Annotated in this window: 22 protein-coding genes; 12 read left to right on the top strand and 10 right to left on the bottom strand. The window is 71.1% G+C overall.

Annotation, left to right across the window (positions count from 1 at the left end):
• Nucleotides 1-34 precede the first annotated feature (34 nt).
• Nucleotides 35-547: a hypothetical protein gene (locus YS110_15775; GenBank protein UJB66109.1), complete on the top strand. Its 513-nt coding sequence runs from the start codon at nucleotides 35-37 to the stop codon at nucleotides 545-547.
• A 340-nt stretch (nucleotides 548-887) separates the two neighbouring features.
• On the opposite strand, the gene YS110_15780 is transcribed toward YS110_15775, so the two are convergent.
• From YS110_15780 to YS110_15795, 4 genes are read right to left on the bottom strand one after another with little or no spacing between them, the layout of a single operon-like run.
• The gene (locus YS110_15780; GenBank protein UJB66110.1) at nucleotides 888-1,259 is read right to left on the bottom strand and encodes a hypothetical protein; all 372 of its coding nucleotides are present in this window, start codon (nucleotides 1,257-1,259) and stop codon (nucleotides 888-890) included.
• The gene (locus tag YS110_15785; GenBank protein UJB66111.1) at nucleotides 1,253-2,911 is read right to left on the bottom strand and encodes a GMC family oxidoreductase N-terminal domain-containing protein; all 1,659 of its coding nucleotides are present in this window, start codon (nucleotides 2,909-2,911) and stop codon (nucleotides 1,253-1,255) included. Before YS110_15785 ends, YS110_15780 begins: the two co-directional genes overlap by 7 nt.
• Before the next feature lie 20 nt (nucleotides 2,912-2,931).
• Complete coding sequence (locus YS110_15790) at nucleotides 2,932-4,095, bottom strand: alkane 1-monooxygenase (protein UJB66112.1); 1,164 nt, start codon at nucleotides 4,093-4,095, stop codon at nucleotides 2,932-2,934.
• A gap of 16 nt (nucleotides 4,096-4,111) precedes the next feature.
• Nucleotides 4,112-5,155, bottom strand: a complete 1,044-nt coding sequence (locus YS110_15795; GenBank protein UJB66113.1) for a 2Fe-2S iron-sulfur cluster binding domain-containing protein — start codon at nucleotides 5,153-5,155, stop codon at nucleotides 4,112-4,114.
• Between the two features lie 239 nt (nucleotides 5,156-5,394).
• Between YS110_15795 and YS110_15800 the strand changes: the two genes are divergently transcribed.
• The 4 genes from YS110_15800 (at nucleotide 5,395) to amt (ending at nucleotide 9,201) form a co-directional block, all read left to right on the top strand.
• On the top strand, nucleotides 5,395-6,420 hold the full coding sequence (locus tag YS110_15800) for an AraC family transcriptional regulator (GenBank protein ID UJB66114.1): 1,026 nt from the start codon (nucleotides 5,395-5,397) through the stop codon (nucleotides 6,418-6,420).
• Between the two features lie 235 nt (nucleotides 6,421-6,655).
• Nucleotides 6,656-7,375 (top strand): hypothetical protein, encoded by a 720-nt coding sequence (locus YS110_15805; protein ID UJB66115.1) that lies wholly within the window; start codon nucleotides 6,656-6,658, stop codon nucleotides 7,373-7,375.
• Between the two features lie 13 nt (nucleotides 7,376-7,388).
• Entirely contained in the window at nucleotides 7,389-7,727 is a 339-nt protein-coding gene (locus YS110_15810; GenBank protein ID UJB66116.1) for a P-II family nitrogen regulator, read from the top strand.
• A 40-nt stretch (nucleotides 7,728-7,767) separates the two neighbouring features.
• Entirely contained in the window at nucleotides 7,768-9,201 is a 1,434-nt protein-coding gene (gene amt, locus YS110_15815; GenBank protein ID UJB66117.1) for an ammonium transporter, read from the top strand.
• Between the two features lie 134 nt (nucleotides 9,202-9,335).
• Here amt and YS110_15820 read toward each other — a convergent pair whose 3' ends face one another.
• Nucleotides 9,336-10,493, bottom strand: a complete 1,158-nt coding sequence (locus tag YS110_15820; protein ID UJB66118.1) for a GGDEF domain-containing protein — start codon at nucleotides 10,491-10,493, stop codon at nucleotides 9,336-9,338.
• Nucleotides 10,494-10,651: 158 nt separating this feature from the next.
• Here YS110_15820 and glcE point away from each other — a divergent pair, with 158 nt between their 5' ends.
• From glcE to glcF, 3 genes are read left to right on the top strand one after another with little or no spacing between them, the layout of a single operon-like run.
• Nucleotides 10,652-11,737, top strand: a complete 1,086-nt coding sequence (glcE, locus tag YS110_15825) for a glycolate oxidase subunit GlcE (protein ID UJB66119.1) — start codon at nucleotides 10,652-10,654, stop codon at nucleotides 11,735-11,737.
• A 1-nt stretch (nucleotide 11,738) separates the two neighbouring features.
• Entirely contained in the window at nucleotides 11,739-12,545 is an 807-nt protein-coding gene (locus tag YS110_15830) for a DUF1275 domain-containing protein (GenBank protein UJB67482.1), read from the top strand.
• Between the two features lie 15 nt (nucleotides 12,546-12,560).
• Nucleotides 12,561-13,826 carry a glycolate oxidase subunit GlcF gene (gene glcF, locus YS110_15835; protein ID UJB66120.1) on the top strand — a complete coding sequence of 422 codons (1,266 nt, stop codon included), beginning with the start codon at nucleotides 12,561-12,563 and terminating at the stop codon, nucleotides 13,824-13,826.
• A 50-nt stretch (nucleotides 13,827-13,876) separates the two neighbouring features.
• On the opposite strand, the gene YS110_15840 is transcribed toward glcF, so the two are convergent.
• Together YS110_15840 and YS110_15845 are read right to left on the bottom strand one after the other, a co-directional pair.
• Entirely contained in the window at nucleotides 13,877-16,369 is a 2,493-nt protein-coding gene (locus tag YS110_15840) for an EAL domain-containing protein (GenBank protein UJB66121.1), read from the bottom strand.
• Nucleotides 16,366-17,367: an ABC transporter substrate-binding protein gene (locus YS110_15845; protein ID UJB66122.1), complete on the bottom strand. Its 1,002-nt coding sequence runs from the start codon at nucleotides 17,365-17,367 to the stop codon at nucleotides 16,366-16,368. The genes YS110_15840 and YS110_15845 overlap by 4 nt, the downstream gene beginning before the upstream one ends.
• A gap of 168 nt (nucleotides 17,368-17,535) precedes the next feature.
• Between YS110_15845 and YS110_15850 the strand changes: the two genes are divergently transcribed.
• The 3 genes from YS110_15850 to YS110_15860 all read left to right on the top strand — a co-directional run bounded on the left by YS110_15850 (nucleotide 17,536) and on the right by YS110_15860 (nucleotide 19,641).
• Nucleotides 17,536-18,321 carry a Fertility inhibition FinO gene (locus YS110_15850; GenBank protein ID UJB66123.1) on the top strand — a complete coding sequence of 262 codons (786 nt, stop codon included), beginning with the start codon at nucleotides 17,536-17,538 and terminating at the stop codon, nucleotides 18,319-18,321.
• 95 nt (nucleotides 18,322-18,416) lie between these two features.
• Entirely contained in the window at nucleotides 18,417-18,896 is a 480-nt protein-coding gene (locus tag YS110_15855) for a GyrI-like domain-containing protein (GenBank protein UJB66124.1), read from the top strand.
• A gap of 16 nt (nucleotides 18,897-18,912) precedes the next feature.
• Nucleotides 18,913-19,641 (top strand): YafY family transcriptional regulator, encoded by a 729-nt coding sequence (locus tag YS110_15860; GenBank protein ID UJB66125.1) that lies wholly within the window; start codon nucleotides 18,913-18,915, stop codon nucleotides 19,639-19,641.
• Here the strand turns inward: YS110_15860 and YS110_15865 are convergent.
• From YS110_15865 to lplT, 3 genes are read right to left on the bottom strand one after another with little or no spacing between them, the layout of a single operon-like run.
• Nucleotides 19,634-20,119, bottom strand: coding sequence for a glutathione peroxidase (locus tag YS110_15865; protein UJB66126.1), 486 nt, complete (start codon nucleotides 20,117-20,119; stop codon nucleotides 19,634-19,636). The two genes, YS110_15860 and YS110_15865, sit on opposite strands and share 8 nt — an antisense overlap.
• Nucleotides 20,120-20,164: 45 nt before the next feature.
• Entirely contained in the window at nucleotides 20,165-21,037 is an 873-nt protein-coding gene (locus YS110_15870; protein UJB66127.1) for a DMT family transporter, read from the bottom strand.
• Between the two features lie 56 nt (nucleotides 21,038-21,093).
• Nucleotides 21,094-22,395, bottom strand: coding sequence for a lysophospholipid transporter LplT (gene lplT, locus YS110_15875; protein ID UJB66128.1), 1,302 nt, complete (start codon nucleotides 22,393-22,395; stop codon nucleotides 21,094-21,096).
• A 170-nt stretch (nucleotides 22,396-22,565) separates the two neighbouring features.
• Between lplT and alr the strand changes: the two genes are divergently transcribed.
• Nucleotides 22,566-23,675, top strand: coding sequence for an alanine racemase (alr, locus tag YS110_15880; GenBank protein ID UJB66129.1), 1,110 nt, complete (start codon nucleotides 22,566-22,568; stop codon nucleotides 23,673-23,675).
• The last annotated feature ends 94 nt before the right edge of the window (nucleotides 23,676-23,769 follow it).

The raw sequence follows: 23,769 nt of genomic DNA on the forward strand, positions 1-23,769 counted from the left end.
TTGATTGCAAAGCGAGAACAGTGGGAGGGGAAAAATGAAGATCGATGTGTCGCAGGTATTCCGTTCACAGCCATCCAAGCTCCCCTTGGTCGTGCATTCGGTAGTGGAGAAAGCGCATGCGTCCGCGTCAACGGCCAGCAGGGTCACGATTTCATCGGAGGCGCGCCAGGCGGCGGCAGTCGATGCATCGCAGACGGCCGATGACATCCGGCCATTCGCCAGCCTGAGCCTGAAGGATTTGTTGAAAAAATATGATTTTTCCAATGTGACACCAGCGCAATTTGCCCAGGTCGCGGGTGAATTGTTTGCGCGAGGAGAAATATCTCAAACAGTCGCTGGAAACTTTGTTGGTACCGATCTCGACAAGGTCGATGCCATCCCGCGCGATCAACCCATCAATATGCTTGAGCACATGCAATTCATGGCGGAAGCCGCCAAGGCCGCCGCGCCCATTGCGCGCAAGGAACGCAATGAAGCACTGGAGACGCTGCAGAACATGGTTGCCGTGGCGAAGGGGGTCAGGTTCTCTGTGAGACGAGATGCCTGAGTGCAAAAATGTCCGTAGCAGCGGCTCATCCCGTTGTCAGCCGCCAGGGCGTTCAAGAAGATGCGCGGCCGGTACTCGAACGCGGTCAGCAGCCGGCCCAGGACGTGCCGGCGCCGGTGGGTGATGAACCACGGCGGCCGTGGCAGCAGCGAAAACCGCAGCGACAGCAGGCCCCGGGGGAAGGGCCGCCAGGGCGCCGTGATCACCGTGCGCTCCGTGCCTTCCAGCATGTAGCTGTTGTGGACGGTGCCGATGCCGGACTGGGGATCGGCCAGGTCGGCGCCCGGAAAGCCGCCCCAGGGGCAGGGGCTCAGCAGGAATCCCAGCCCGGTCCAGGCGTTCACCGCAATCGTTCCATAGCGCAGGCGCAGCAGCAGTTGCTCGAACCGCGCCGCGCCCATGTCGTGGATGGTTCGGGGGTGGATGACGATGTTGGCCCCCAGCGTCCCGTGCAGTTGCGCATTGGCGAAGTCGATGGCCTGTTCCAGGTAGGCGGCGGGATCCGCCGCGTCCAGCCGCTTGGCAGGCGCTTCTTGCGCGCCGCGGTCTCCGCCCAGCCGGGGGCGACCTGCATCAGCGCGTCCTTGATCTGGCCGAGCAGCGCGATGCGCTGCGCGACCGGGGTGCGGGCCCAGCGGTCCTTGGCGGCGTCCAGGGCCCGCAGGTCGGCCTGCAGCGCGTCCAGGCCGCCGGGCAGGGGTGTCATCAGCATGGCGATGTTCCTTCTTTCCTTGAGGCGTGCGGGCCCGTGCCCAGGATGAGGTCGGCGGCCTTCTCGGCGATCATGATGGTGGGCGCGTTGGTGTTGCCGCTGACCAGCGTCGGCATCACCGAGGCGTCGGCGACGCGCAGGCCGTCGAGGCCGCGCACGCGCAGTTGCGGATCCACGACCGCCAGGGCGTCCGTGCCCATCCTGCAGGTGCCCACCGGGTGGTAGATCGTGTCGGCGCGGGAGCGGATGTGGTGCTCCCACTGCGCGTCGCTCATGCCATCGGTGGTGCCGAACAGCTCGGCCTGCCGGTACGCGGCCAGCGGGGGCGCCAGCAGCACCTCCCGGGCGCGCTTCGCGCCCTGGACCAGGGCTTGCAGGTCGCGTTCGTCGCTGAGGAAGCGGGGGTCGATGCCGGGTGCCGCCAGCGGGTCGGCGGACTGCAGGAAGACCTCGCCGCGTGCATGCGGCCGCAGCACGCACACGTGGCAGGAGTAGCCGTAGCCCCACTGGAGCTTCCTGGCGTGGTCGTTGACGGTGGAGATCACGAAGTGCATCTGCAGGTCCGCCCGTTCGACGGACGGATCGCTCTTGAAGAAGGCCGCGCCCTCGGCGAACGGCGTGGCGATCATGCCGGTGCCGTCCTTGCGCCATTGCGCCATGTGGCCCAGCAGCTTGGCCGCGCCGGCCAGCCCGATGCCGAAGTTGTCGGTGTCCCGGGTCTTGAAGCACAGGATGAAGTCCAGGTGGTCCTGCAGGTTCTGGCCCACGCCGGGCAGCTCGTGGACCATGCGGATGCCATGCGGCGTGATGTCCTGCGGCCGGCCCACGCCCGACAGTTGCAGCAGTTGCGGCGAGCCGAAGGCGCCCGCCGCCAGGATGACCTCGCGCCGGGCGCGCACGCCGTGGGCCTGCGCGCCGTGGCGGTATTCCACGCCCGTGGCGCGCCGGCCCTCGAACAGGACCCGGGTCGCCCGCACCTGCGTGCGCACCGTCAGGTTCGGGCGTTGGCCCAGCACCGGGTGCAGGTACGCGGCGGCGGCGGAGCAGCGCTCGCCCCGGCGGTGCGCATCGTGGAACTGGGTGACCTGGTACAGGCCGGCGCCCTCGTTGTCGCCGGTGTTGAAGTCCCGGCGCGTCGGGATGCCGCAGTGGCGGGCGGCCTCGACGAAGGCCTGGGTGATCGGCCGGGGCGACTGCTGGTCGCACACCTGCAGCGGGCCGCCCGCGCCGTGGAACGCGCTGGCGCCCCAGGCGTTGTTCTCGGCCTTCTTGAAGTAGGGCAGCACCGACGCCCAGTCCCAGCCGTCGCAGCCGCGTTCGGCCCAGCCGTCGTAGTCCTGGCGCTGGCCGCGCACGTAGAGCATGGCGTTGATGGCCGAGGACCCGCCGAGCGCGCGGCCCCGGGGCTGGTAGCCGCGCCGGCCCTGCAGGCCCGGCTGGGGCACGGTCTGGAACGCCCAGTTGTTGATCTTGCCGTAGCCGGGCACCATCGCCACGACGCCGGCGGGCGCGCGTACCAGCAGGCCGTCGCCCTGCCCGCCGGCCTCCAGCAGGCAGACGCTGATGTGGTGGTTCTCGCTCAGCCGCGCGGCCAGGGCCGCGCCGGCGGAGCCGCCGCCGGCGATGACGTAGTCGAATTCCGTGGAATGCATGGGTCGTGCCTTTCCGTGCGTCAGGCCTGGGCCTGCAGGGCGCGGATGCCGCTGGCGGCGTTGGCGCGCCGGGCCAGCAGCTTCTCTTCGCTGGAGGCGTGGACGCGGTCCCATTCGAGGATCTTCGGCGTCATCAGCCGGTGCCACAGCGGCGGGACCAGCGCGATGACGATGGTCGTCAGGTAGCCGCTGACCATCTGCGGCGCCTCGGGCATGGGCTGGAGGTCCTGGTAGGGCACTTCGCCCTGCGCGTGGTGGTGCGAGTGGCGCGTCAGGTTGAACATCGACCACGAGCTGATGCGGCGGTTGGTGTTCCAGGAGTGGCGCGGCTGCACCGGCAGGGCGGGGTTGCGGACCATGCCGTAGTGCTCCATGTAGTTCACGATCTCCAGCAGCGCCTTGGCGCCCAGCGCGCAGGCGGTGAATGCCAGCGCGCCCATGGCGCCGCCGACCCACCAGGCCGCGCCCAGCAGCAGGGCGCTCATCAGCGCGCCGCGGATCACAGCGTTGCGCGGGGACACGACCCACTGGCCCGCGCGCTGCAGGCGGCGCTTCTCGATGCGCCAGGCGCTGCGGTGGCCCTTGAGGGTCGAGGCGACGATGTGGTGGTACACATTGCGTCCGCGCGGCGCCGTCGCCGGGTCCTCGGTGGTCGATACGTAGCGGTGGTGGCCGTAGACGTGCTCGATCGAGAAGTTGGTGTCGAAGCTGAAGGCCAGCAGCCAGCGCCCGACCAGCATGGAGACCGGGTCCCAGGTGCGGTGCGTCAGCTCGTGCGCGGGGATGGTGCCGCAGATGCCGATCATCAGGGTGGTGAGCAGCATGCCGGCGGCGTGCTGCCACCATGTGGTGGCGGCGCGGGCCGCCAGCGCGTCATACCCGGTGAGGCGCTCGATCGCCTGGCCCAGGCCCGCGAAGTCGGCCGGGCTGACGCTCCAGACCATGGCGAACACGATCGCGCCGACCAGCGGCAGGGCCAGCCAGAGCTGCGCGGTCAGCAGGCCCGGGAGCTTGAAGCGGGGCGTGGATCGGTCGTCGCCCAGGAGGGCGTCGCCGGCGATGTAATAGGCCAGCACGGCGGCCAGCCCCAGCGCCGTCCAGGCGCCGCCGGCGAGGAGGGCCGCGCAGGCCGCGGCCCCCACGGCGTGGAAGAGAAAGTACTTCAGGTAGTGGAAAAGCATCATGGGTTGTCTCCTCGTATCAAAGGGTTGCGGATGCCCGTGCTGTCAGGCGGTCGTCCAGGGTGGTGAAGCGGTCGGCGCGGATGTGCTCGCGGCGGGCGCCGGCGCGCAGCAGCTGCGCCAGCGCGGCGTCGACCATGGGTGGCGGGCCGCACAGGTAGGCCTCGCAGGTTCCGGCAAGCGCTGACGGAATGGCGTCCGCCACCAGGCCGCGCGCGCCCGTCCACGCGGAGCCTTCGGGCTCGGCGGACAGCACGGGGGCATAGGTGAACCGCGCGCCCCAGCGGGCCTGGAGCGCCGCGATGGCGTCCTGCGCGTAGAGGTCGGCCGTGGAGCGCGCGCCGAAGCAAAGGTGCACGGGGCGCTGTGCCGCGTCCTGCGGCTGCTCGGCGAGCATTGCCAGGATCGGGGCCAGGCCGCTGCCGCCGGCGACCATCAGCAGGGGCGCGCTGCCCGGGCGCAGCCAGAAGTCGCCCAGCGGCCCCTGCACGTTCAGGTGCTGGCCCGCAAGCTCCTGCGGCCCGTGCACGAAGCCGGAAAAGGCCCCGCCCGGCACCTGGCGCATGAAGAAGTCCGCCTGGCCGTCGGGGCTGGGCGGGGAGGCGAAGGAGTAGCTGCGCTGCACGCCGGGCAGCGCGTCCCACTCCAGGATGGCGAACTGGCCCGCCCGGTAAGGCAGGGCCTCTTCGAGCTGCACCCGCAGGCGCACGATGTCGTGCGTCAGGCGCTCGCGGGAGAGCACCCTGGCCCGGGTCCGCCGGGCGGTGGAGCTCTGGTCCACTTCGATCCGGACGTCGCCGCGCGGGACGCTCTGGCAGGCCAGGATGCAACCCTTGTCGAGATCCTCGTCGGACAGGATGTAGGCCGCGTTGGTCAATTGCCGGACCTGCCCGCTCACCAGCGTGCACTTGCAGGCCGCGCATCCGCCGACACGGCAACTGTGCGGGAACGCGATGCCGTGGCGCAGCGCGGCGGACAGGATCGTTTCCTTGGGGAGAACGTCAATGACCTGGCCATTGACCGTGGCGGCCACCGGCCTGGGGCGGGAGAAAAGAGAGAACATCGGCAGGCTCCCGCAGGCTAGGCAATGCACTTGCCCGGTGCAGGGCAGTAGTGGTACCGATGCCGGGGATGGCCGAAATGGGGAGACTGCAGCGTCATGGCGTTCGTGGCTTTCCGTTGTGTGGGGAGGGACTTGATGAAGGGCAAATCTTCGGGATTCCGGCCCGCTTGCTCCATCCTGCGAGCGATCGAAGACTTTAGAAAAGGGGCCAACTCAATGGACCTCGGGGGTTTACACGGATGAGCATCTGGGACTTCGCGCACGATCCGTCCGGCGTGCAGAAACTGCTGGAAGTGGGCGCGCAGGCCGGCCTGCCGCCGAAGGCCCTCCTGCAGGGAACCCGCCTCACGCCCGGCCAGCTTGCGGACCCCCAGGCGGCGCTGTCCGCCGTGCAGGAGCTGCGTGTGATCGGCAACCTGCTGCGGCTGCTGGGCCACCCGCCCGGCCTGGGCCTGGAGATCGGCCTGCGCTGCCACTTCTCCACCTTCGGCATGTGGGGCTACGGCCTGGTCTCCAGCGCCACCCTGGGCGATGCGCTGGACATGGCGCTGCGCTACATCCATCTCTCCTTCGCCTACTCGGTGATCGAGAAGGTGGTCCGGGGCGACGAAGTCCTGCTGACCTTCTCGCCGCCGGACATCGCGCCGGGCCTGCGCCGGTTCGTGGTGGAGCGGGAGATGGGCACCGCCGTGGCGCTGCTGCAGGACGTCGGCGGGCCGGCCTTCCGCCTCTCGGCATTCGGCCTGCAGTCCGGCAGGGGCCGCATCTACGCCGTCCCGGAGAAGCTGCGCACCCTGTGCGGCGCGCCCGTGGCGGCCGGCGGGGCGGGGTACCGCCTGGCCTTCCCGGCGCAGTGGCTGGCGTACCGGCCGCCAACGGCCAACCCCACCACGGCGGCGATGTGCGAGCAGGTCTGCCAGCGCCTGCTGGAGCGGCGGCGCGCGGCGACCCAGGTCAGCGAACTGGTCAAGGAGTACCTGGCGGTGTCCACCTCGCCCGCCATCCCCACGCTGGAAGCGGTCAGCCGGCTCACCAGCACCAGCAAGCGCACGCTCAAGCGGCGGCTGCAGCGGGAAGGGCAGAGCTTTCGCGCACTGGTGTCCGATGGCCGCGCGGAGCTGGCGGCGGAACTCGTGCGCGACACCAGCCAGCCGCTGGGCGACATCGCCGCGCGGCTGGGCTACTCCAGCCCGTCATGCTTCTCGCAGGCCTTCAAGCGGTGGCACGGCGTCTCGGCGTCGGAGTTTCGCAAGGCACGCACTTGAGCCTGGATTGATGGCCGATCCGCCCGCAGGCGGCCGTGCACCAAAGCAAACCGGATGGGAGGCGTTCCCCATTCGAGTGCACGGTCTGGCTGGCCTGGATTGCACCAATATGGTGCGTTACGGCAGGAATGGGTGGCAGGCAGCCCCAAGCAGGGGGCTGCACAGAGGGAAAACGCAGCTTGGCATGGTCTGTGCGTAAGAGGTTTCGCAACAAACCTTTACTTCAGGAGTGACCATGAACCACGCATCCCTCAAGGCCCTGGGCGTCGCCCTGGTGGCTGCCGCCCCGCTGCTGGCCAGCGCTCAATTGAGCGCCAACGTCAGCCTCACGACGAACTACAAGTTCCGTGGGCAGGACCAGGACGCCAGCCGCAGCAAGGCGGTCAAGCCCGCGCTGCAGGGCGGCTTCGACTACGCCTTCGGCGAGTCGGGTTGGTACGTGGGCAACTGGAACTCCAGCGTGGACTGGCTCGACGGCAATTCGCTGGAGGTGGATTTCTACGGTGGCTACAAATTCAAGGCGGGCGATTTCGACCTGGACCTGGGCGCGCTCACCTACGTCTATCCCGGCAACAGCGGGGGCAACACCACCGAGCTGTACGGCGCGGCCACCTACGGCCCGTTCACGGCCAAGTACTCGCACACCGTGTCGGAGGACTACTTCGGCTGGGCGGGCACGGGCGCCAAGGGCCGCAACACCGGCTACGTGAACCTGGCCTTCGCCCACGAGGTGCTGCCCAAGACCACGCTGAAGGCGGCGGTGGGCTACACGCGCTTTGCCAGCGGCATCCGCGACCAGGGCGTGCCCAACTACGTGGACTACAGCGTGGGCGTGGGCTACGACTTCGGCGACGGCGTGTCGCTGGGCGCGGCGGTGGCGGGCGCGACGAAGAAGGATTTCTTCGGCGACGGCAACAAGGCGCGTCTGATCGTCACCCTGAGCAAGACCCTGTAAGGAGGAATCCGTCATGAAAATGGTGACTGCCATCATCAAGCCCTTCAAGCTCGACGAGGTGCGCGAAGCGCTTTCCGACATCGGCGTGCAGGGCATCACGGTGACCGAGGTCAAGGGCTTCGGCCGCCAGAAGGGCCACACCGAGCTGTACCGCGGCGCCGAGTACGTGGTCGACTTCCTGCCCAAGGTGAAGGTCGAGGCCGCGGTGGACGATGCGCTGGTCGAGCGCGTCATCGAAGCCATCGAGGGCGCGGCGCGCACCGGCAAGATCGGCGACGGCAAGATTTTCGTCTCCGCGCTGGAGCAGGTCATCCGCATCCGCACCGGCGAGACCGGCCAGGACGCGCTGTGACCGCCCCCCATTCCAGAACGCTAGAACACGAGGATTTGCCATGAAAAAACTGCTTGCCTCCCTGCTGCTGGGGCTTGGGCTGATGGCTTCGGTGCCGCTGGCCCTGGCCCAGGCGCCCGAGTCCGCCGCCGCGCCCAGCGCCGTGGCCGCACCGGCCGAAATGGCCGCCCCCGCACCCGCTGCGGCCCCCGTACAGGCCGCCGATGCCGCGCCCGCCGAGGCGGCACCGGCTGCGGCACCTGCGCCCAAGCTCGACTCGGGCGACACCGCCTGGATGCTCACCTCCACGCTGCTGGTCATCCTCATGACCATTCCCGGCCTGGCGCTGTTCTACGGCGGCCTGGCGCGCTCCAAGAACATGCTGTCCGTGCTGGTGCAGGTCTTCGTGGTCTTCTCCCTCATCAGCGTGCTGTGGGCGCTGTTCGGCTACAGCTTCACCTTCGGCGGCGAAGGCCTGTTCGTGGGCGGCGCGGAAAAGCTGTTCCTCAAGGGCATTGCGCCGGACACGCTCTCGGGTGTGCTGCCGACGATTCCCGAGTACGTGTTCGTGGCCTTCCAGGGCACGTTCGCGGCCATCACCGTGGCGCTGATCGTGGGCGCGTTCGCCGAGCGCATCCGCTTCTCCGCCGTGCTGATCTTCTCGGTGCTGTGGTTCACCTTCAGCTACATCCCCATGGCGCACATGGTGTGGGGCGGCGGCCTGCTGGGCCAGGACGGGGCGCTCGACTTCGCGGGCGGCACCGTGGTGCACATCAACGCCGGCATCGCCGCCCTGGTGGGCGCGTACATGGTGGGCAAGCGCATCGGCTACGGCAAGGAGGCCATGACGCCCCACAGCCTGACGCTGACCATGGTGGGCGCCTCGCTGCTGTGGGTGGGCTGGTTCGGCTTCAACGCCGGCTCCGCCGGTGCGGCCAACGGCGCCGCCGGCCTGGCCTTCATCAACACCGTGCTGGCCACGGCAGCGGCCACCCTGTCGTGGCTGGCGGGCGAGATGCTGCACAAGGGCAAGGCCTCGATGCTTGGCGCCGCTTCCGGCGCGGTGGCAGGCCTGGTGGCCGTGACCCCGGCTGCGGGCTTCGTCGGCCCCATGGGCGCCATCGTCATGGGCCTGGTCGTCGGCCCGCTGTGCCTGTGGGGCGTGGGCGGACTCAAGCGCATGCTGGGTGCCGATGATGCGTTCGACGTGTTCGGCGTGCATGGCGTGGGCGGCATCGTCGGCGCCATCCTGACGGGCGTGTTCGCCGCGCCCAGCCTGGGCGGCACCGGCGGTGCCACGCCCGACACCTTCGCCATGGGCGCGCAGGTCTGGGTGCAGGCCAAGAGCGTGCTGGTCACGGTGGTCTGGTCGGGCGTGGTGGCGTTCATCGCCTACAAGGTGGCCGACCTGCTCGTGGGCCTGCGCGTGTCCGAAGAAGCTGAGCGCGAGGGCCTGGACATCTCCTCGCACGGCGAGACGGCCTATACCCGCTGACACGGTTGCTCCTCGGTTGACGCGCCGCGATGGTTTCCATCCCGGCGCGTTTTTTTATTGCCGGGCCGCCCCAAGGCAATAACGCCCCCTTGGGGGGCGGCGGCCTCACGCAGCGGGCAAGCGCGGGGGCTTTTCTATCCCGTGGTGTCTCGCCGGTCCGGCAGCTTGCACACCACGCGGTCGCGCCCCTGCTCCTTGGCCAGGTAAAGCGCCACGTCGGCCAGCCGCAGCGCGTCCTCGATGCCCTCGCCGGGCTGGGGCTGCAGATAGGCCAGCCCGATGCTGATGCTGACGCGCGGGGCGGCATCCGAGGCCGCGTGCGGCAGGTCCAGCGCCGCGACGCCGGCACGCATCCGCTCCAGGAGCGCCTGCATGTCCTGCGCGCTCACGTCGTACCACAGGCCCACGAACTCCTCGCCGCCATAGCGGGCCACGATGTCCAGCGGGCGGCGCGCGTGCTGGCCGATCACCTGGGCCACCTTGCGCAGCGTGTCGTCGCCCGCCGCGTGGCCGTAGTGGTCGTTGTAGCGCTTGAAGTAATCCACATCCATCATCGCCACGCCCACCGCATGTTTTTCGCGCTGGGCCTGCCGCCAGGCGCTCTCGGCCCGGGCGCTGAAGGCGCGGCGGTTGAGCAGCCCGGTCAGGAAGTCCTTTTCCGCCATCTCCTGCAGCTGCCTTTGCGACAGGAAGTGCTGGCGCACGGCGTACTCCAGGAAGTAGCAGCCCGCCGTGCCGATGACGTTGGCGGTGCCAAGGAAGAAGGTGTTGTACAGCAGCACCTTGCCCGGCGTGCCGGCAAGCACCTCCATGCCCAGATAGGCCGCGAACGTCAGCCAGCCGCAGAGCACGGCGGGCATGAAGCGAAGGCCGGTGAGGAAGTAGAACGCGAAGATGACGAGGATGATGCCCTCGTAGGGCAAGGGAAAGGCGTGTGCGCGCGCCACCCCGACGATGCCGACCACGCCCAGCCCGCAGACCAGCGAGGCCGCGCCCCCGATCCACTGCAGCCAGCCGTGCAGCCGGGGCAGGTAGGTGGCGAGCCAGGCCAGTGCCAGCGCCGGCAGGATCAGGCCCAGGCGCAGCGCCAGCACCTGGCTGCGCAGGGGCTGGGGCAGGCTGATGGCGTCGAGCGCCGCGAACAGCAGGAACAGCGCTGCCGCCACCAGCAGCGCCCAGCGCATGCGCACCAGGAACACACCCAGGTGATAGCGCCGGAACGCCTGTTCCAGCCCGTCGGAAAACCTCAACAGCCGCATGCCGGGGTCGTGCCCGGACGGAACGTGGTCCACGGTTTCCAGTCTCCAGGGGCATATGGTTTTGATAGCTGTCTGCGCTTGCCCCATCAGCGCTGCGCGGCATTATGGAGGGTGGCTGCCGCGCCCCGTATCCCGACTTGCCCGGGGCTTGACGTGGCGCAGCCCGCCGCGCAGGCGCTACGATCCTGCCCATGGATTCCGCCCTTGCACAGACCCTGGAGCGCGTGCGCGCCGCCCTTGCCGACCGGACCCCGCTGCGCGTGCGTGGCGGCGGCACCAAGGATTTCCACGGCGCGCGCCCCCTGACGGGGCAGCCGCTGGACACCCGCGCGCTCACCGGCATCGTGGCCTACGAGCCGAGCGAGCTGGTCGTCACCGCGCGCGCAGGCACGCCGCTGGCCGAACTGGAGGCGCTGCTGGCCGCGCACGGCCAGTGCCTGCCCTTCGAGCCGCCGCACTACGCCAGCGGCGCCACCGTGGGCGGCATGGTGGCGGCGGGACTGTCGGGCCCGGCGCGCGCCAGCGTGGGCGCCGTGCGCGACTACGTGCTGGGCGTGGAGCTGGTCAACGGCCGGGCCGAACTGCTGCGCTTCGGCGGCCAGGTCATGAAGAACGTGGCGGGCTACGACGTCTCGCGCCTCATGGCTGGCAGCTGGGGGCGGCTCGGGGTGCTGACCGAGGTCAGCCTCAAGGTGCTGCCCGTGGCCCCGGCCGAGGCCACGCTGCGCTTTGCCTGCACGCAGGCCGAGGCGCTGGCGCGCCTCAATGCCTGGTGCGGCCAGCCGTTGCCGCTCAACGCCAGCCGCTGGGCCGAGGACGGCGGGCAGGGCGTCCTGTCCTTGCGCCTGCGCGGTGCCCAGGCCGCGGTGCAGGCCGCCTGCCGCACCCTGGGCGGCGAGCGGCAGGACGGCACGGCCGCCGCCAGCTGGCAGGCCTGCCGCGACCAGCGCCTGCCCTGGTTCGCGCAGCGCGGCGCTGGCCATGCGCTGTGGCGCCTGTCCGTGCCCGATACGGCCGGCGTGCTGGCGCTGCCGCCGGGCGCGGGCGCGCCGCTGGTCGAATGGCATGGCGCGCTGCGCTGGGTGCAGGCACCGCCCGCGTGCGGCCCCGCGCTGCATGCGGCGGCCGCTGCTGTGGGCGGAGGCGCTACTCTTTTCAGAGCTGCTAGCGCTGATGGGGCGGGCCCTGGAGGCCATTTTGACCCGCAAGACCCTGCTGCCGCCGCCGTCCAGGCGCGGGTGCTGCAGGCCTTCGACCCGCATGGCATCTTCTGCTGATATGCGCCTGTTGCGTCATCTCATGGGCTCCCGCCGCACGGTGGCCAGCAACCGCACCCTGGGCCTGCTGCTGGCCTTCAACGCCGGGGCGGTGAACGCGGGCGGCTTCCTCGTGGTGCACATCTACACCTCGCACATGACGGGCATCGTCGCCATGCTGGCCGACAACTTCGTGCTCGGCAACATGAAGCTGGTGCTCGGCGCCCTGGGCGCGCTGTGGGCCTTCATGTCGGGCGCGGGCACCACGGCCATCATGGTCAACTGGGCGCGCCACCGGCACCTGCGCAGCACCTACGCGCTGCCGCTGCTGGTCGAGGCTGTGCTGCTGCTGCTGTTCGGCCTGGTGGGCGCCATCATGCTGAGCTGGCCCACGCCGTTCGCCGTGCCGCTGGCGGTGCTGCTGCTGGCCTTCCTGATGGGGCTGCAGAACGCCGTGGTCGCCAAGATGTCGTCGGCGCAGATCCGCACCACGCACGTCACCGGCACCGTCACCGACCTGGGCATCGAGATGGGCAAGGCGCTGTACTGGAACCGCAGCGGCGCCCCGCCCGAACGCCAGGTGCGCGCCAACCGCCAGCGCCTGGCGCTGCACGCCGGGCTGCTGGGCATGTTCCTGGCCGGCGGGCTGCTGGGCGCGGCGGGCTTCAAGTACCTGGGCTTCATCTGCGTGGTGCCGCTGGCGCTGGCGCTGCTGCTGCTGGCGCTGCCGCCGCTGTGGTCCGACCGCCAGCGCCTGCACCTGGCCTGGCGGCAATGGCGCCAGCGCCATGGCGGCGCGCCGTCCCATTTGCCCCCGCCCCTGGCCTGAACCGAGAACCACCCCATGCAAACCCAGCTCGCCCCCGCCTACCGCGACACGCCCGAGGGCCAGGAGGCCGAAGCCATCCTGCGCAAGTGCGTGCACTGCGGCTTCTGCACCGCCACCTGCCCCACCTACCAGCTGCTGGGCGACGAGCTGGACGGCCCGCGCGGGCGCATCTACCTCATCAAGCAGGTGCTGGAGGGCCAGGCGCCCACGCGCAAGACGCAGCAGCACCTGGACCGCTGCCTGACCTGCCGCAACTGCGAGAGCACCTGCCCCAGCGGCGTGCAGTACGGCCACCTGGTGGACATCGGCCGCAAGCTCGTCGATGCCCAGGTGCCGCGCCCCATCGGCGAGCGCGCCGCGCGCTGGGCGCTGCAGGAGGGCATGAACTCCGCGCTGTTCGCCCCGGCCATGCGGCTGGGCCAGGCCGTGCGCGGCGCGCTGCCCGCCGCCGTGCGCGCCAAGGTGCCTGCGCGGCGTCCGCGCCGCGCGCTGCCGCAGCGCGCGCACGCGCGCCGGGTGCTGCTGCTGGCGGGCTGCGTGCAGCCGGCGATGGCGCCGCAGATCCACGACGCCACCGTGCGCGTGCTCGACGCCGCGGGCATCGCCAGCGTGGTGGCGCCCGGGGCCGGGTGCTGCGGCGCGGTGCGCTTTCACCTGAACGACCAGGACGGCGCGCTGGCGCAGATGCGCGCCAACATCGACGCCTGGTGGCCGCTGGTCGAAGGCCGTGCGCAGGAGGGTTCGCAGGACGGCGTGGAGGAGGGCGCGGTCGAGGCCATCGTGATGAACGCCTCGGGCTGCGGCGCCACGGTGAAGGACTACGGCCACCTGCTGCGCCACGACGCCACATATGCCGCCAAGGCCGCGCGCATCAGCGCGCTCACGCGCGACCTCTCGGAGCTGCTGCCCGAACTGGTGCCCGCGCTGCGCGGCCGCCTGGCCCAGCGCCCCCGCGGCCCGGTGGCCTACCACCCGCCGTGCACGCTGCAGCACGGCCAGAAGCTGCGCGGCGGCGTGGAGCAGCACCTGCGCGCGCTCGGCTTCGATGTGCAATTGCCGCAGGAGCCGCACCTGTGCTGCGGCTCGGCAGGCACCTACTCGGTGCTGCAGGCGCCGCTGTCGCAGCAGCTGCGCGCGCGCAAGCTGGGCCACCTCGGCGCGCTCGCGCCCGCCGTGATCGCCAGCGCCAACATGGGCTGCATCACGCACCTGCAAGGCGGCACCGGGGTGCCGGTGCGCCACTGGGTCGAACTGCTCGACGAGGCGCTGCAGGCCGCTTGATTGCTATTGAAGGAGGAGCTTCTGGCGCAATCCCATAAAGGCTTTGCGCGCTATTTGGCCTGAATTTCCTGGGCCCAGGCGCACAGCGCGGCCTCGGGCAGCGGGCGGCTGAAGTGGTAGCCCTGGAAGATGTCGCAGCCCGCGTGCGCCAGGCGGGCGAGCTGGGTCTCGGTCTCCACGCCCTCGGCGAGCACGCGCAGGTCGAGCTGGTGCGCCATGGCGACGATGGCGTCGATCAGCACCGCCGGGCGCTTGCCGGGGCGCGACCGCTGCGGCGCGTCGATGTCCATGACGAAGGAGCGGTCGATCTTCAGCGTGTCGATGGGCAGGCGCTTGAGGTAGGCCAGGCTGGAGTAGCCCGTGCCGAAGTCGTCCAGCGCGAAGCGCACGCCGTGGCGGCGCAGCAGCTCCATTTTTTCCAGCGTGGCTTCCAGGTCGTCGGCCACCACGCTTTCGGTCAATTCCAGCTCCAGCGACAAGGCGTCGATGCCGGTGCGCGCCAGCACGTCTTCGATGCGGGCGACGAAGTCCGGCTCGCGGAACTGGCGCGGGCTGACGTTCACGGCCATCGACAGCGCGCCGGCCCAGGGCTGCGTGGCCTGCCAGCGGCGCAGGCAGTGGGCGGCTTCTTCGAGTACCCAGTTGCCCAGCGGCACGATCAGGCCGCTGGCCTCGGCCTCGGCGATGAAGGCGCCGGGCGGTATCAGGCCGCGCGCCGGGTGCTGCCAGCGCACCAGCGCCTCGACGCCCAGGAGCCGGCCGTGCGCATCGACCTGCGGCTGGTAGTGCAGCAGCAGTGGCTGCTGCGCCGCGTGGCGCGGCGTTTGCAGCGCGTGGCGCAGGTCGTTGCGCAGCCCCAGGCGGGCGCTGGCCGCTTCCTGCAGCGCATGGGCGAAGAAACGCACGCGGCTGTCGCCCGCTTCCTTGGCCAGGTGCATGGCGGTTTCCGCCTCGCGCAGCAGCTCCGGCGGGTCGCGGCTGTCGTTGGGAATCATCACCAGGCCCGCGCCGGCACCCAGGTGCAGCACCTGGCCGCGCACTTCGACCGGCTCGCCGATGGCCGCGATCAGCCGCTCGACGCTGCGCGCTGCCTGCGTGGAGGCCGCGTCGAGGTCGCCGCCCAGGTTCGTGAGCAGCAGGGCGAAGGTGTCGCCATCCACCCGGGCCAGGGTCTGGCCCTGCTCCAGCAGCGCGCTCAGGCGCCGGGCCATGGTGCGCAGCACGGCATCGCCCGCGGCCATGCCCAGGGAGTCGTTCACTGCCTGGAAGGCGTTGAGGTTCAGCGCCGCCAGCGCGGCACGGCGCGGATGGCGCTCCACCTCGGCCAGCTCCTGCGCCACGCGCTCCAGCAGCAGGCGGCGGTTGCACAGGCCGGTGAGCGCGTCGAAGTGCGCGAGCTGGCGGATCTCGGCCTCGGCCGCCAGGCGCTCGCGGATGTCGCGCACGGCCACGGCGCGCACCGTGCGCCCGTCCACGCTGCGCTGGTGCACGCTGCACTCGCAGGGGATCTGCGTGCCCTGCGCGTCCACCAGATCCACCTCCCATATGCCCTGGATGCCCAGCGTGGTGCGCTGGCGCGTGATCTCCTGCGCGTGCGGGGCCACCCACGACAGCATGGGGCTGCCCACCAGCCCGCCTGGCGCCACGCCCATCAGGCGGTCGGCGGCGGCGTTGGCGTCCAGGATGTGCCCGTTCTCGTGCAGGATGATGGCCTCGAAGGCCGCGTCCGAGAGCTGGCGGTAGCGCGCCTCGCTCTCGCCCAGCGCCTGGGTGCTGGCCTGCAGCTCCTGCGCCATGCGTGCCAGGGCCGCGCCCAGCTCCTGGAATTCGCCCTGCCCGCGCCATTGCGGCAGGGCCGAGAAGTCGCCCGCGCCGATGCGGGCCATGCCCGCGCGCAGCGCCGCCACGGGCCGCAGGATGGCCCACTGCGCCATCCCCAGCAGCCCGAGCGCCGCCAGCGCCACCACGATGGCGAACACCAGGGCCTGCTGGCGCACCGGCGCCCAGGCCTGGGCGTCGATGGGCCGCAGGTCGTAGGCGATGGTGAGCACGCCCTGGCGGCTGGTGCGGATCTCCCCGGGGCGCAGCGCCAGGGCTACCGGGGCCATGGCCGTGAGCCGGCGTTGCGCCATGTCCAGCCGCAGGGTTTCGCGCCGTGCCTGGCGCACCTGCGCGGTTTCCTCGGCCGAATAGCCCGGCAGCACGGCCGCCGCGTCCTGCCCGCGCCAGGCGAAGCGCGTGGCGGCCAGCACCACGCCGGCGTCGTCGGCCAGCGCGGCATGGGTGATGGCGGGGTTCAGCCCCAGCTCGGCCAGCGTGCCGTCCAGGCTACCGCCGTCGCCGCGCCGCAGGACGGCCTCGAGGCTGCGCTGCGTGTGCAAAAGCTCCTCGTGGGCCGTCTGGTCGGCGAAGTGCTGCAAGGCGCGCGTGTGGCTGCGCTGCTCCAGCGCGAGCAGGATCAGGAAGATCAGCGTGCTGGCTGCCACCAGCACCAGGGGCAGCCACAGCCGCAGGCGGACGGCCCGCAGGGCGGGGGGCGTCATGGCTGCATCTCCCGCACGAAGCGGCCGTCCACCAGGGCCGTGGTGTCGGGCGCGCGCGCCAGCAGGCCGCGCTGGTGCATGGCCTGCGCCAGTTGCTGCGCGGTGCGCGCCAGGCCCGGGGAGGGGCCGCCGAGCAGGGCCTGGTTGGCGGCCGTATCGGGCAGCGCCATGCCGCCGAGCGCCGCGGCCACGTCGGACGCGGCGACGCCGGGGCGCCGCGCCATGCGCGCCAGCGCGTCGCCGCGGTGCTGGGCCAGGTAGGCCAGGGCACGGCGCTGGCCGTCGAGCAGCTGGGCGATGTGCCGGGCGCAGCATTGCAGCGCCGCCTGGCGCGCCACCAGTACATCGACGATCTCGCCGGGCAGCGCGCGGCTGTCGAAGAGTGTCACGCCGCCTTCGTTGACGAGCATCTGGCGCACCGGGTCGAAGGTCACCACGGCGTCCACATGGCGGTTGCGCCAGGCGGCCAGGTGCTCGTCCAGCGGCAGCGGCACCACGCTGACCTCGCTGGCCCGGATGCCGGCTTGCTGCAGCGCCGCCTGGAGCATGTAGGCCCCCACGGCGGTCTGCTCCACGCCGATGCGCCGCCCGCGCAGGTCGGCCAGGCGTGCGATGCCGGGGCGCGCGACGACGGCGTCGGCCCCGGCGGAGACGTTCAGCACCCAGACGATGCGGATCGGCACGCCCTCCTGCGCCAGCGTCAGGGCCTCGTCGAGCGTCAGGCCTGCCAGGTCCAGCTTGCCCACGCGCAGCGCGTCCATGGCCTGCGTGGCCGATCCCAGCTCCACCAGGCGCAGCGGCAGGCCATCGTGGTAGCCCAGGTCGCGCGCGAGATACAGGGGCTCGTAGCCGGTCCAGGTGTTGGTGCCCACCATCAGCGGCGGCTCGTGGCGCGGGCCGCAGCCCGCGCCCAGCAGCGCCGCGCAGGCCAGCAGGGCGAGCCGCAGCAGGCCGGAGAGGCGGCCGCTTCGGGTCGATGATGCGCATGCACGTTCCATGGACGGGGCTTTCAGGAGTGTTGCGGCGACATTATGTGCAGCCGGGATTCTCGGGCCTGGCCTTGGCGCGGAACTGACACCGCGGGGAAGCGCGGAAATCTGGGATGATGGCGGGTTTCCCTCATTGCCGAGCCGGAAGGCCACGCCGCCGGTTCCCTGCGATTTGCCATGACCACCGATTCCGCGCCCGCCACCCCCTCCCTTGATGCCGCGCCCGCCGCAGATGCGCCCGCCCGCGCCGGCCGCAACCGCCGTGGCGGTCAAAACCGTGGCGGCCAGCGCCGCCGCCCGCAGGAGGCCGGCATGCCCGGCGCTGCTGCTGCGCCCGCCACAACGCCCGCGGCGCCCAAGGGGCCGCGCACCCATCCGCTGCTGGAGCAACTGGCTGCCTGGTACCCGCGCCTGTTCGGCGCCGAGCCGCTGCCGCTCAAGCGCGGCATCTTCGAGGATCTGCTGGCCGCGCACCCCGAGGCGCTGGAGCGCGAGCAGCTCAAGCAGGCGCTGGCCCTGCATGCGCGCTCCACGCGCTACCTGACGGTGGTGGCCGGCGGCCAGCAGCGCCACGACCTGCAAGGCGCGCCCGTGGAGGCGCTGGCGCCCGAGCACGTGCACCATGCGCTGCTCGAAGTGTTCCGCCGCCGCCAGCAGCGCGCGCCGGAAGACCTCGCGCCCAAGCTGCGCCAGCGCATCGTGAAGGCCTTCGAGGCCTCGGGCCTGACGCGCGAGCAGTATGCCGAGCGCGTGCGCGGCCGCGATGACAAGGCCAACGCCTTGCTGGACGAGGCCCTTGCGGAGGCCGCCGCCCGCGCCGCGCGCGACGAGGCGCTGCTGCGCGCCTTCGAGGCCAGCGGCCAGCCCGAGGCGGCATTCGCCGACATGTACGGGCTGCCCGCGCGCCAGGCCGCCGACACGCTGGCGCGCGCGCGCCAGCGCCGTGTGGCCGGCGGCGCCTGAGACGGCGTGAACGGGGCGGCCTGCTGACACCACGCTGTCAGCAGCATGGCGGCAGCATGCGGGCTTTCCACCGTTGCCGTAGAGGAGAGATTTCCATGGCCCCTTCCGTCGTCCACGTGCCCGCCTTCAGCGTGATGGGCGTTGCCGTGCGCACCTGCAATCGCGACGAGATGCTTCCCGAGCGCGCCCGCATCGGCGCCTTGTGGGACCGGTTTTTCAGCGAGAGCTGGGCGCACCGCCTGCCCGGCCCCGGGGCCGAAGGGCACCTGTACGGCGTGTACAGCGCCTACGCATCGGACCAGCATGGCGCCTTCGACGTGACGGCGGGCGTGCCCGCCGCGGCGCAGGCCGAGCCCCCGGCGCAAGCGGTGCGCGTCGAGGTGCAGGCCGGCGACTACCTCGTGTTCCTCGGCGAGGGGCCCATGCCGCAGATGGTGATCGACGCCTGGGCCGCGGTCTGGCGCTATTTCGAGGCGCACCCCGAGGCGCGGCGCCGCTTTGGCACCGACTTCGAGCGCTACGAGGGCCCGGAGCGCGTGGCGCTGCATATCGGCATCGAATCCGGCCGCGGCTGAGCGCTTGCCCCCTGCCATGCGCCGCGCCGACCGCCTGTTCCAGCTCGTCCAGCTCATCCGGGGGCGGCGCCTGTCCACGGCTGCCTTCCTGGCCCAGCGGCTCGAAGTGTCGCTGCGCACCATCTACCGCGACGTGGCGGACCTGCAGCACCAGGGCGTGCCCATCGAGGGCGAGGCCGGCGTGGGCTACCGCCTGGGCGCGGGCTTCGCGCTGCCGCCGCTGATGTTCAGCCAGGACGAGGCCAACGCGCTCGTGGCCGCCGCGCGGCTGGCGCAGGCCTGGGTCGATGCGGGCATGGCGCGCGAGATCGAGGGCGCCTTGGGCAAGATCCTCTCGGTGCTGCCGCCCGCCGCGCGCGTGGCGGCCGAGGCGCAGGCGTTGTACGCGCCCGGCGTGGGGCTGGACGTGCGCGCGCAGGCCACGCTGCAGGCGCTGCGCGAGGCCGTGCATGCCTGCCAGGTGGTGCGGCTCGACTATGCCGACGTGCAGGGCCGGCCCAGCCTGCGGTGCGTGCGGCCGCTGGGCTGCTTCTACTGGGGCAAGGTCTGGACCCTGTCGGCCTGGTGCGAGCTGCGCGACGGCTTCCGGGGCTTTCGCATCGACCGCGTCGCTGGCTTCGAGGTCCTGCCCCGGCGTTTCCGCCAGGAGCCGGGCAAGACGCTGGCCGACCTGCTGCGCCAGGTCGAGGCCGAACGGTGCGCGATGGGCGCGGGCCCTGGCGCGCCGTGGGCGCCGGTCAGCTAGCCAGTGCTGCCTCGATGTCGCCCGCGAGCTTCTGCGGCGCGTCCTGCGGCGCGTAGCGGCGGATCACCCGCCCGTCGCGCCCGACGAGGAACTTGGTGAAATTCCACTTGATGGCCTTGCTGCCGAGCAGCCCTGGCGCTTCGGCCGTGAGCCAGCGGTACAGCGGCGTCGCCTCGGGGCCGTTCACCTCCACCTTGGCCATCATCGGAAAGCTCACGCCGTAGTTGCGCTGGCAGAAGCTGGCGATTTCCTCGTTCGAGCCCGGGTCCTGGCGGCCGAACTGGTTGCACGGAAAGCCCAGCACGGCCAGGCCCCGGTCGGCGTACTGCCGGTGCAGCTCCTCCAGCCCCGCGAACTGCGGCGTGAAGCCGCAGGCGCTGGCCGTGTTGACGATGAGCAGCACCTTGCCGCGGTACTGCGACAGGGGCACGGGCGGGCCGCTCATGGGCTGGGCTTCGAAGTCGTAGAGGCTGGTCATGGCATCGCGGGAAGGACGGGGGCGCACCATGGTACGCCCGATGGCTCAACGGCGCAGCGCCGCCAGCAGCGAGGCCAGCATGATCAGCGCCCCGCCTGCCAGCGTGCGCGGCGCCAGCGCGGCCGAGGCCAGCAGCCACGACGACAGGCTGGCGAACAGCACCTCCGACAGCATCACCACCGACGTGGTGCTGGTGGGCAGGCGCGCCGCGCCGTACTGCAGCGCCCAGTTGCCGAACATGAGCACCGCCGCCATCGCCAGCGCCACGCCGGCCCACAGCGGGTGCCATGCCGGGAGCCCTGGCACCAGGCCCAGGGCGTGGCCTGCGGCCGCGCTGGCCACGCCCATGGCCATGCAGCCGGTGAACATGGCCAGCATGCGCGCCGGGCCCGGCGCCTCGCGCAGGCGGCGCAGCTGCACGTTGGTCAGCGCGAAGGTGAAGCCCCCCAGCAGTGCCAGGGCATCGGCCAGGCCCAGCCCCGAGGCCAGGCGGCGCGCGCCGCCCTCGGCGGGCCACAGCACCAGCAGCACCCCGGCGAAGGCCAGCGCCAGCCGCAGCAGCGCGGTGGGCGTCGGGCGCTCGCCCAGCACGCGCCAGGCCAGCAGCACGGCCCAGGCGGGCATGAGGTAGAACAGCAGCACCACGCGCACCACGTCGCCCACGGTCACCGCCCAGTTGAAGGCCACGTTGGTCACGCCCGAACACAGCGCCAGCAGCCACAGGCCAGGGTGGCGCAGCAGCTGGGCCAGCGTGGCCGGGCGCAGCGCCAGCAGGCTGGCCGAGACCAGGCCGTACATCAGCGCCGTGGCCCACAGCGGGTGCAGCCCCGCGCCGTGCATGGCGCGGAATGGCCACCACGACACCCCCCAGAAGAAGGCGTTGCACAGCAGGGCGAGAATGGGCAGCAGATAAGGCATGAAAAATGCCACCAGCGCTTGCCAGACAAGCGCTAGCAGCTATTAAAAAAGGAGTTTCAGTGGTCGTCGCGCCGGGCAATGCCCAGCAGGCGCGCCATTTCCTTGCGGTGGCAGCGCGTGTTGTGGGCCAGCCAGCGGCCGATGAGCCACATGGTTCCGGCGACCACCAGGCCGAAGATGGTGATCGAGCTGAACACCGACAGCCCGAGTTTGAGCGACAGGCTGTAGAGCGCGCCCAGGCCGAGGATGCAGGCGTTCTCGTTGAAATTCTGCACGGCGATCGAGCGGCCCGCGCCCATGAGGTTGTGGCCCCGGTGCTGCAGCAGCGCGTTCATGGGCACGACCAGGAAGCCCCCCAGGCCACCCAGCACGATCAGGAAGGGAACTGCCACCCAGATGTTGTTGATGAACACCATGAGGATCAGCAGCAGTCCCATGGCGATGCCCAGCGGAATCACCCGCGTGGCCTTGTTCAGCCGCATGCGCAGCGAGGCCCACACCGCCCCCGCCGCCGTGCCGATGGCCACCACGCCGGTCAGCGCCGAAGCATGGGTGGTGTCGTAGCTCAGCGCCGCAGCGGCCCAGGTCAGCACGATGAGCTTCAAGTTAGCCCCCGCACCCCAGAACAGCGTGGTGGTGGCCAGCGAGATTTGGCCCAGCTTGTCGCGCCAAAGACGGCTGTTGCAGGCCCAGAAGTCGGGCAACTGGCCCAGCGTGTTGGCCAGGAGGCCGCGCGACGGGTCGGCGCGCAGGGGGCGCATCTTCACCCCGGTGTGCGGGATGCGCGTGTTGAACCAGGCAGCCAGCATGTACACCACGATCAGCGCGGCGATGGCGGATTCGGCGGGGGTGTCCACGCCCGTGTCGATCAGCGGCAGGTCGAAGCTCAGCAGCATGCCCGACATGTGCTGGCCCACCAGCTGGCCGCCCAGCAGCACGCCGAGGATGATGGAGGCAATAGTGAGCCCCTCGATCCAGCCGTTGGCCTTGACCAGCTGCGAGGCGGGCAGCAGCTCGGTGAGGATGCCGTACTTGGCCGGCGAGTAGGCCGCCGCCCCCAGCCCCACCACCGCGTAGGCGATGAGCGGGTGCGAGCCGAGCAGCATCATGAGACAGCCCACCACCTTGATGGCATTGCTCACGAACATCACCTTGCCCTTGGGCAGGGCATCGGCAAAAGCGCCCACGAAGGGCGCCAGGATCACGTAGAAGAGTGCGAACATCGGCACCAGCGCGGCGCGCTGCCACTCGGGAGCGCCCTCGGTGCGCAGGAGTTCCACGGCGGCCACGAAAAGTGCGTTGTCGGCCAGCGAGCTGAAAAACTGCGCCGACATGATGGTGTAAAAACCGCGCTTCATCGAGAGACTGGGAGGGGCATCAGCGGCGCTAATGCCCTGCGTGAAAGGGGTGCCCTGGCAAAAGATGGGCGGTTATATCACGCGCCCGGCGCACGCCTGCCATGGCGCGGTGCCAGAATGCGCCTTCCGCCGTTGCCACGGTTTTCGCTGCCTCCCCGTCACGCCACGCCATGCCGCGCCCGATTCTCGCCACCATCCACCCCCCGGCCCTGCACCACAACCTGGCGCGCGCGCGCGCCGCGGCGCCCGACGCCAAGGTCTGGGCCGTGGTCAAGGCCAATGCCTACGGGCACGGCATCGAGCGCGTGTACGAGGGGCTGCGCGGCGCCGACGGCTTCGCCATGCTCGACTTGGCCGAGGCCGAGCGGCTGCGCGCCCTGGGCTGGCGCGGCCCGCTGCTGCTGCTGGAGGGGGTGTTCGAGCCGCGCGACCTGGAGCTGTGCTCGCGCCTCGGCATCTGGCATGCCGTGCACTGCGACGAACAGATCGACTGGCTGGCCGCGCACAAGACGCAGGTGCCGCACCGCGTGTTCCTCAAGATGAACACGGGCATGAACCGCCTGGGCTTCACCCCCGCGCGCTACCGTGCCGCCTGGGCACGGCTGTCGGCGCTGCCACAGGTGGACGAAATCTCGCACATGACGCATTTTTCCGACGCCGACGGCCCGCGCGGCATCGGGCACCAGCTCGCGGTGTTCCACGCCACCACGCAGGACCTGCCGGGCGAGCGCAGCGTCGGCAACAGCGCCGCCACGCTGCGCCACGGGAGCGACGCGCAGGTGCGCTGCGACTGGGTGCGCGCCGGCATCGTGCTCTACGGCAGCGCGCCGGACCACCCCGAGCGCCAGGCCCGGGACTGGGCGCTGCAGCCCGCCATGACGCTCTCCACCCGCCTGCTCGCCACGCAGCAGCTGCAGCCTGGCGACAGTGTGGGCTACGGCTCGCGCTTCCGTGCCGACGGCCCGATGCTGATCGGCGTGGCCGCCTGCGGCTACGCCGACGGCTACCCGCGCCATGCCGATACCGGCACGCCGGTGCTGGTGAACGGCGTGCGCACCCGGCTGGTGGGGCGCGTGAGCATGGACATGCTGACCGTGGACCTCACGCCGGTGGTACAGGCCGGACTGCCCGTGGGCATGGGCAGCGAGGTCACGCTGTGGGGCCGCGCCAGCGGCGGCGCGGAGCTCTCCATCGACGACGTGGCGCAGGCCGCGGGCACGGTGGGCTACGAGCTGATGTGCGCCGTGGCGCCGCGCGTGAACGTGGCGGTGGCCGGCTGACCCTGCCGGCCACCGGGCGCAGTGCTGGGCAGGGCGCCAATTCCCCTACTTTTTTTGCGACTTTTGCTTGAGATATCTCAAGAGGATTTTGATA

This window comes from Acidovorax sp. YS12 (assembly GCA_021496925.1).
GTDB lineage: Bacteria > Pseudomonadota > Gammaproteobacteria > Burkholderiales > Burkholderiaceae_C > Paenacidovorax.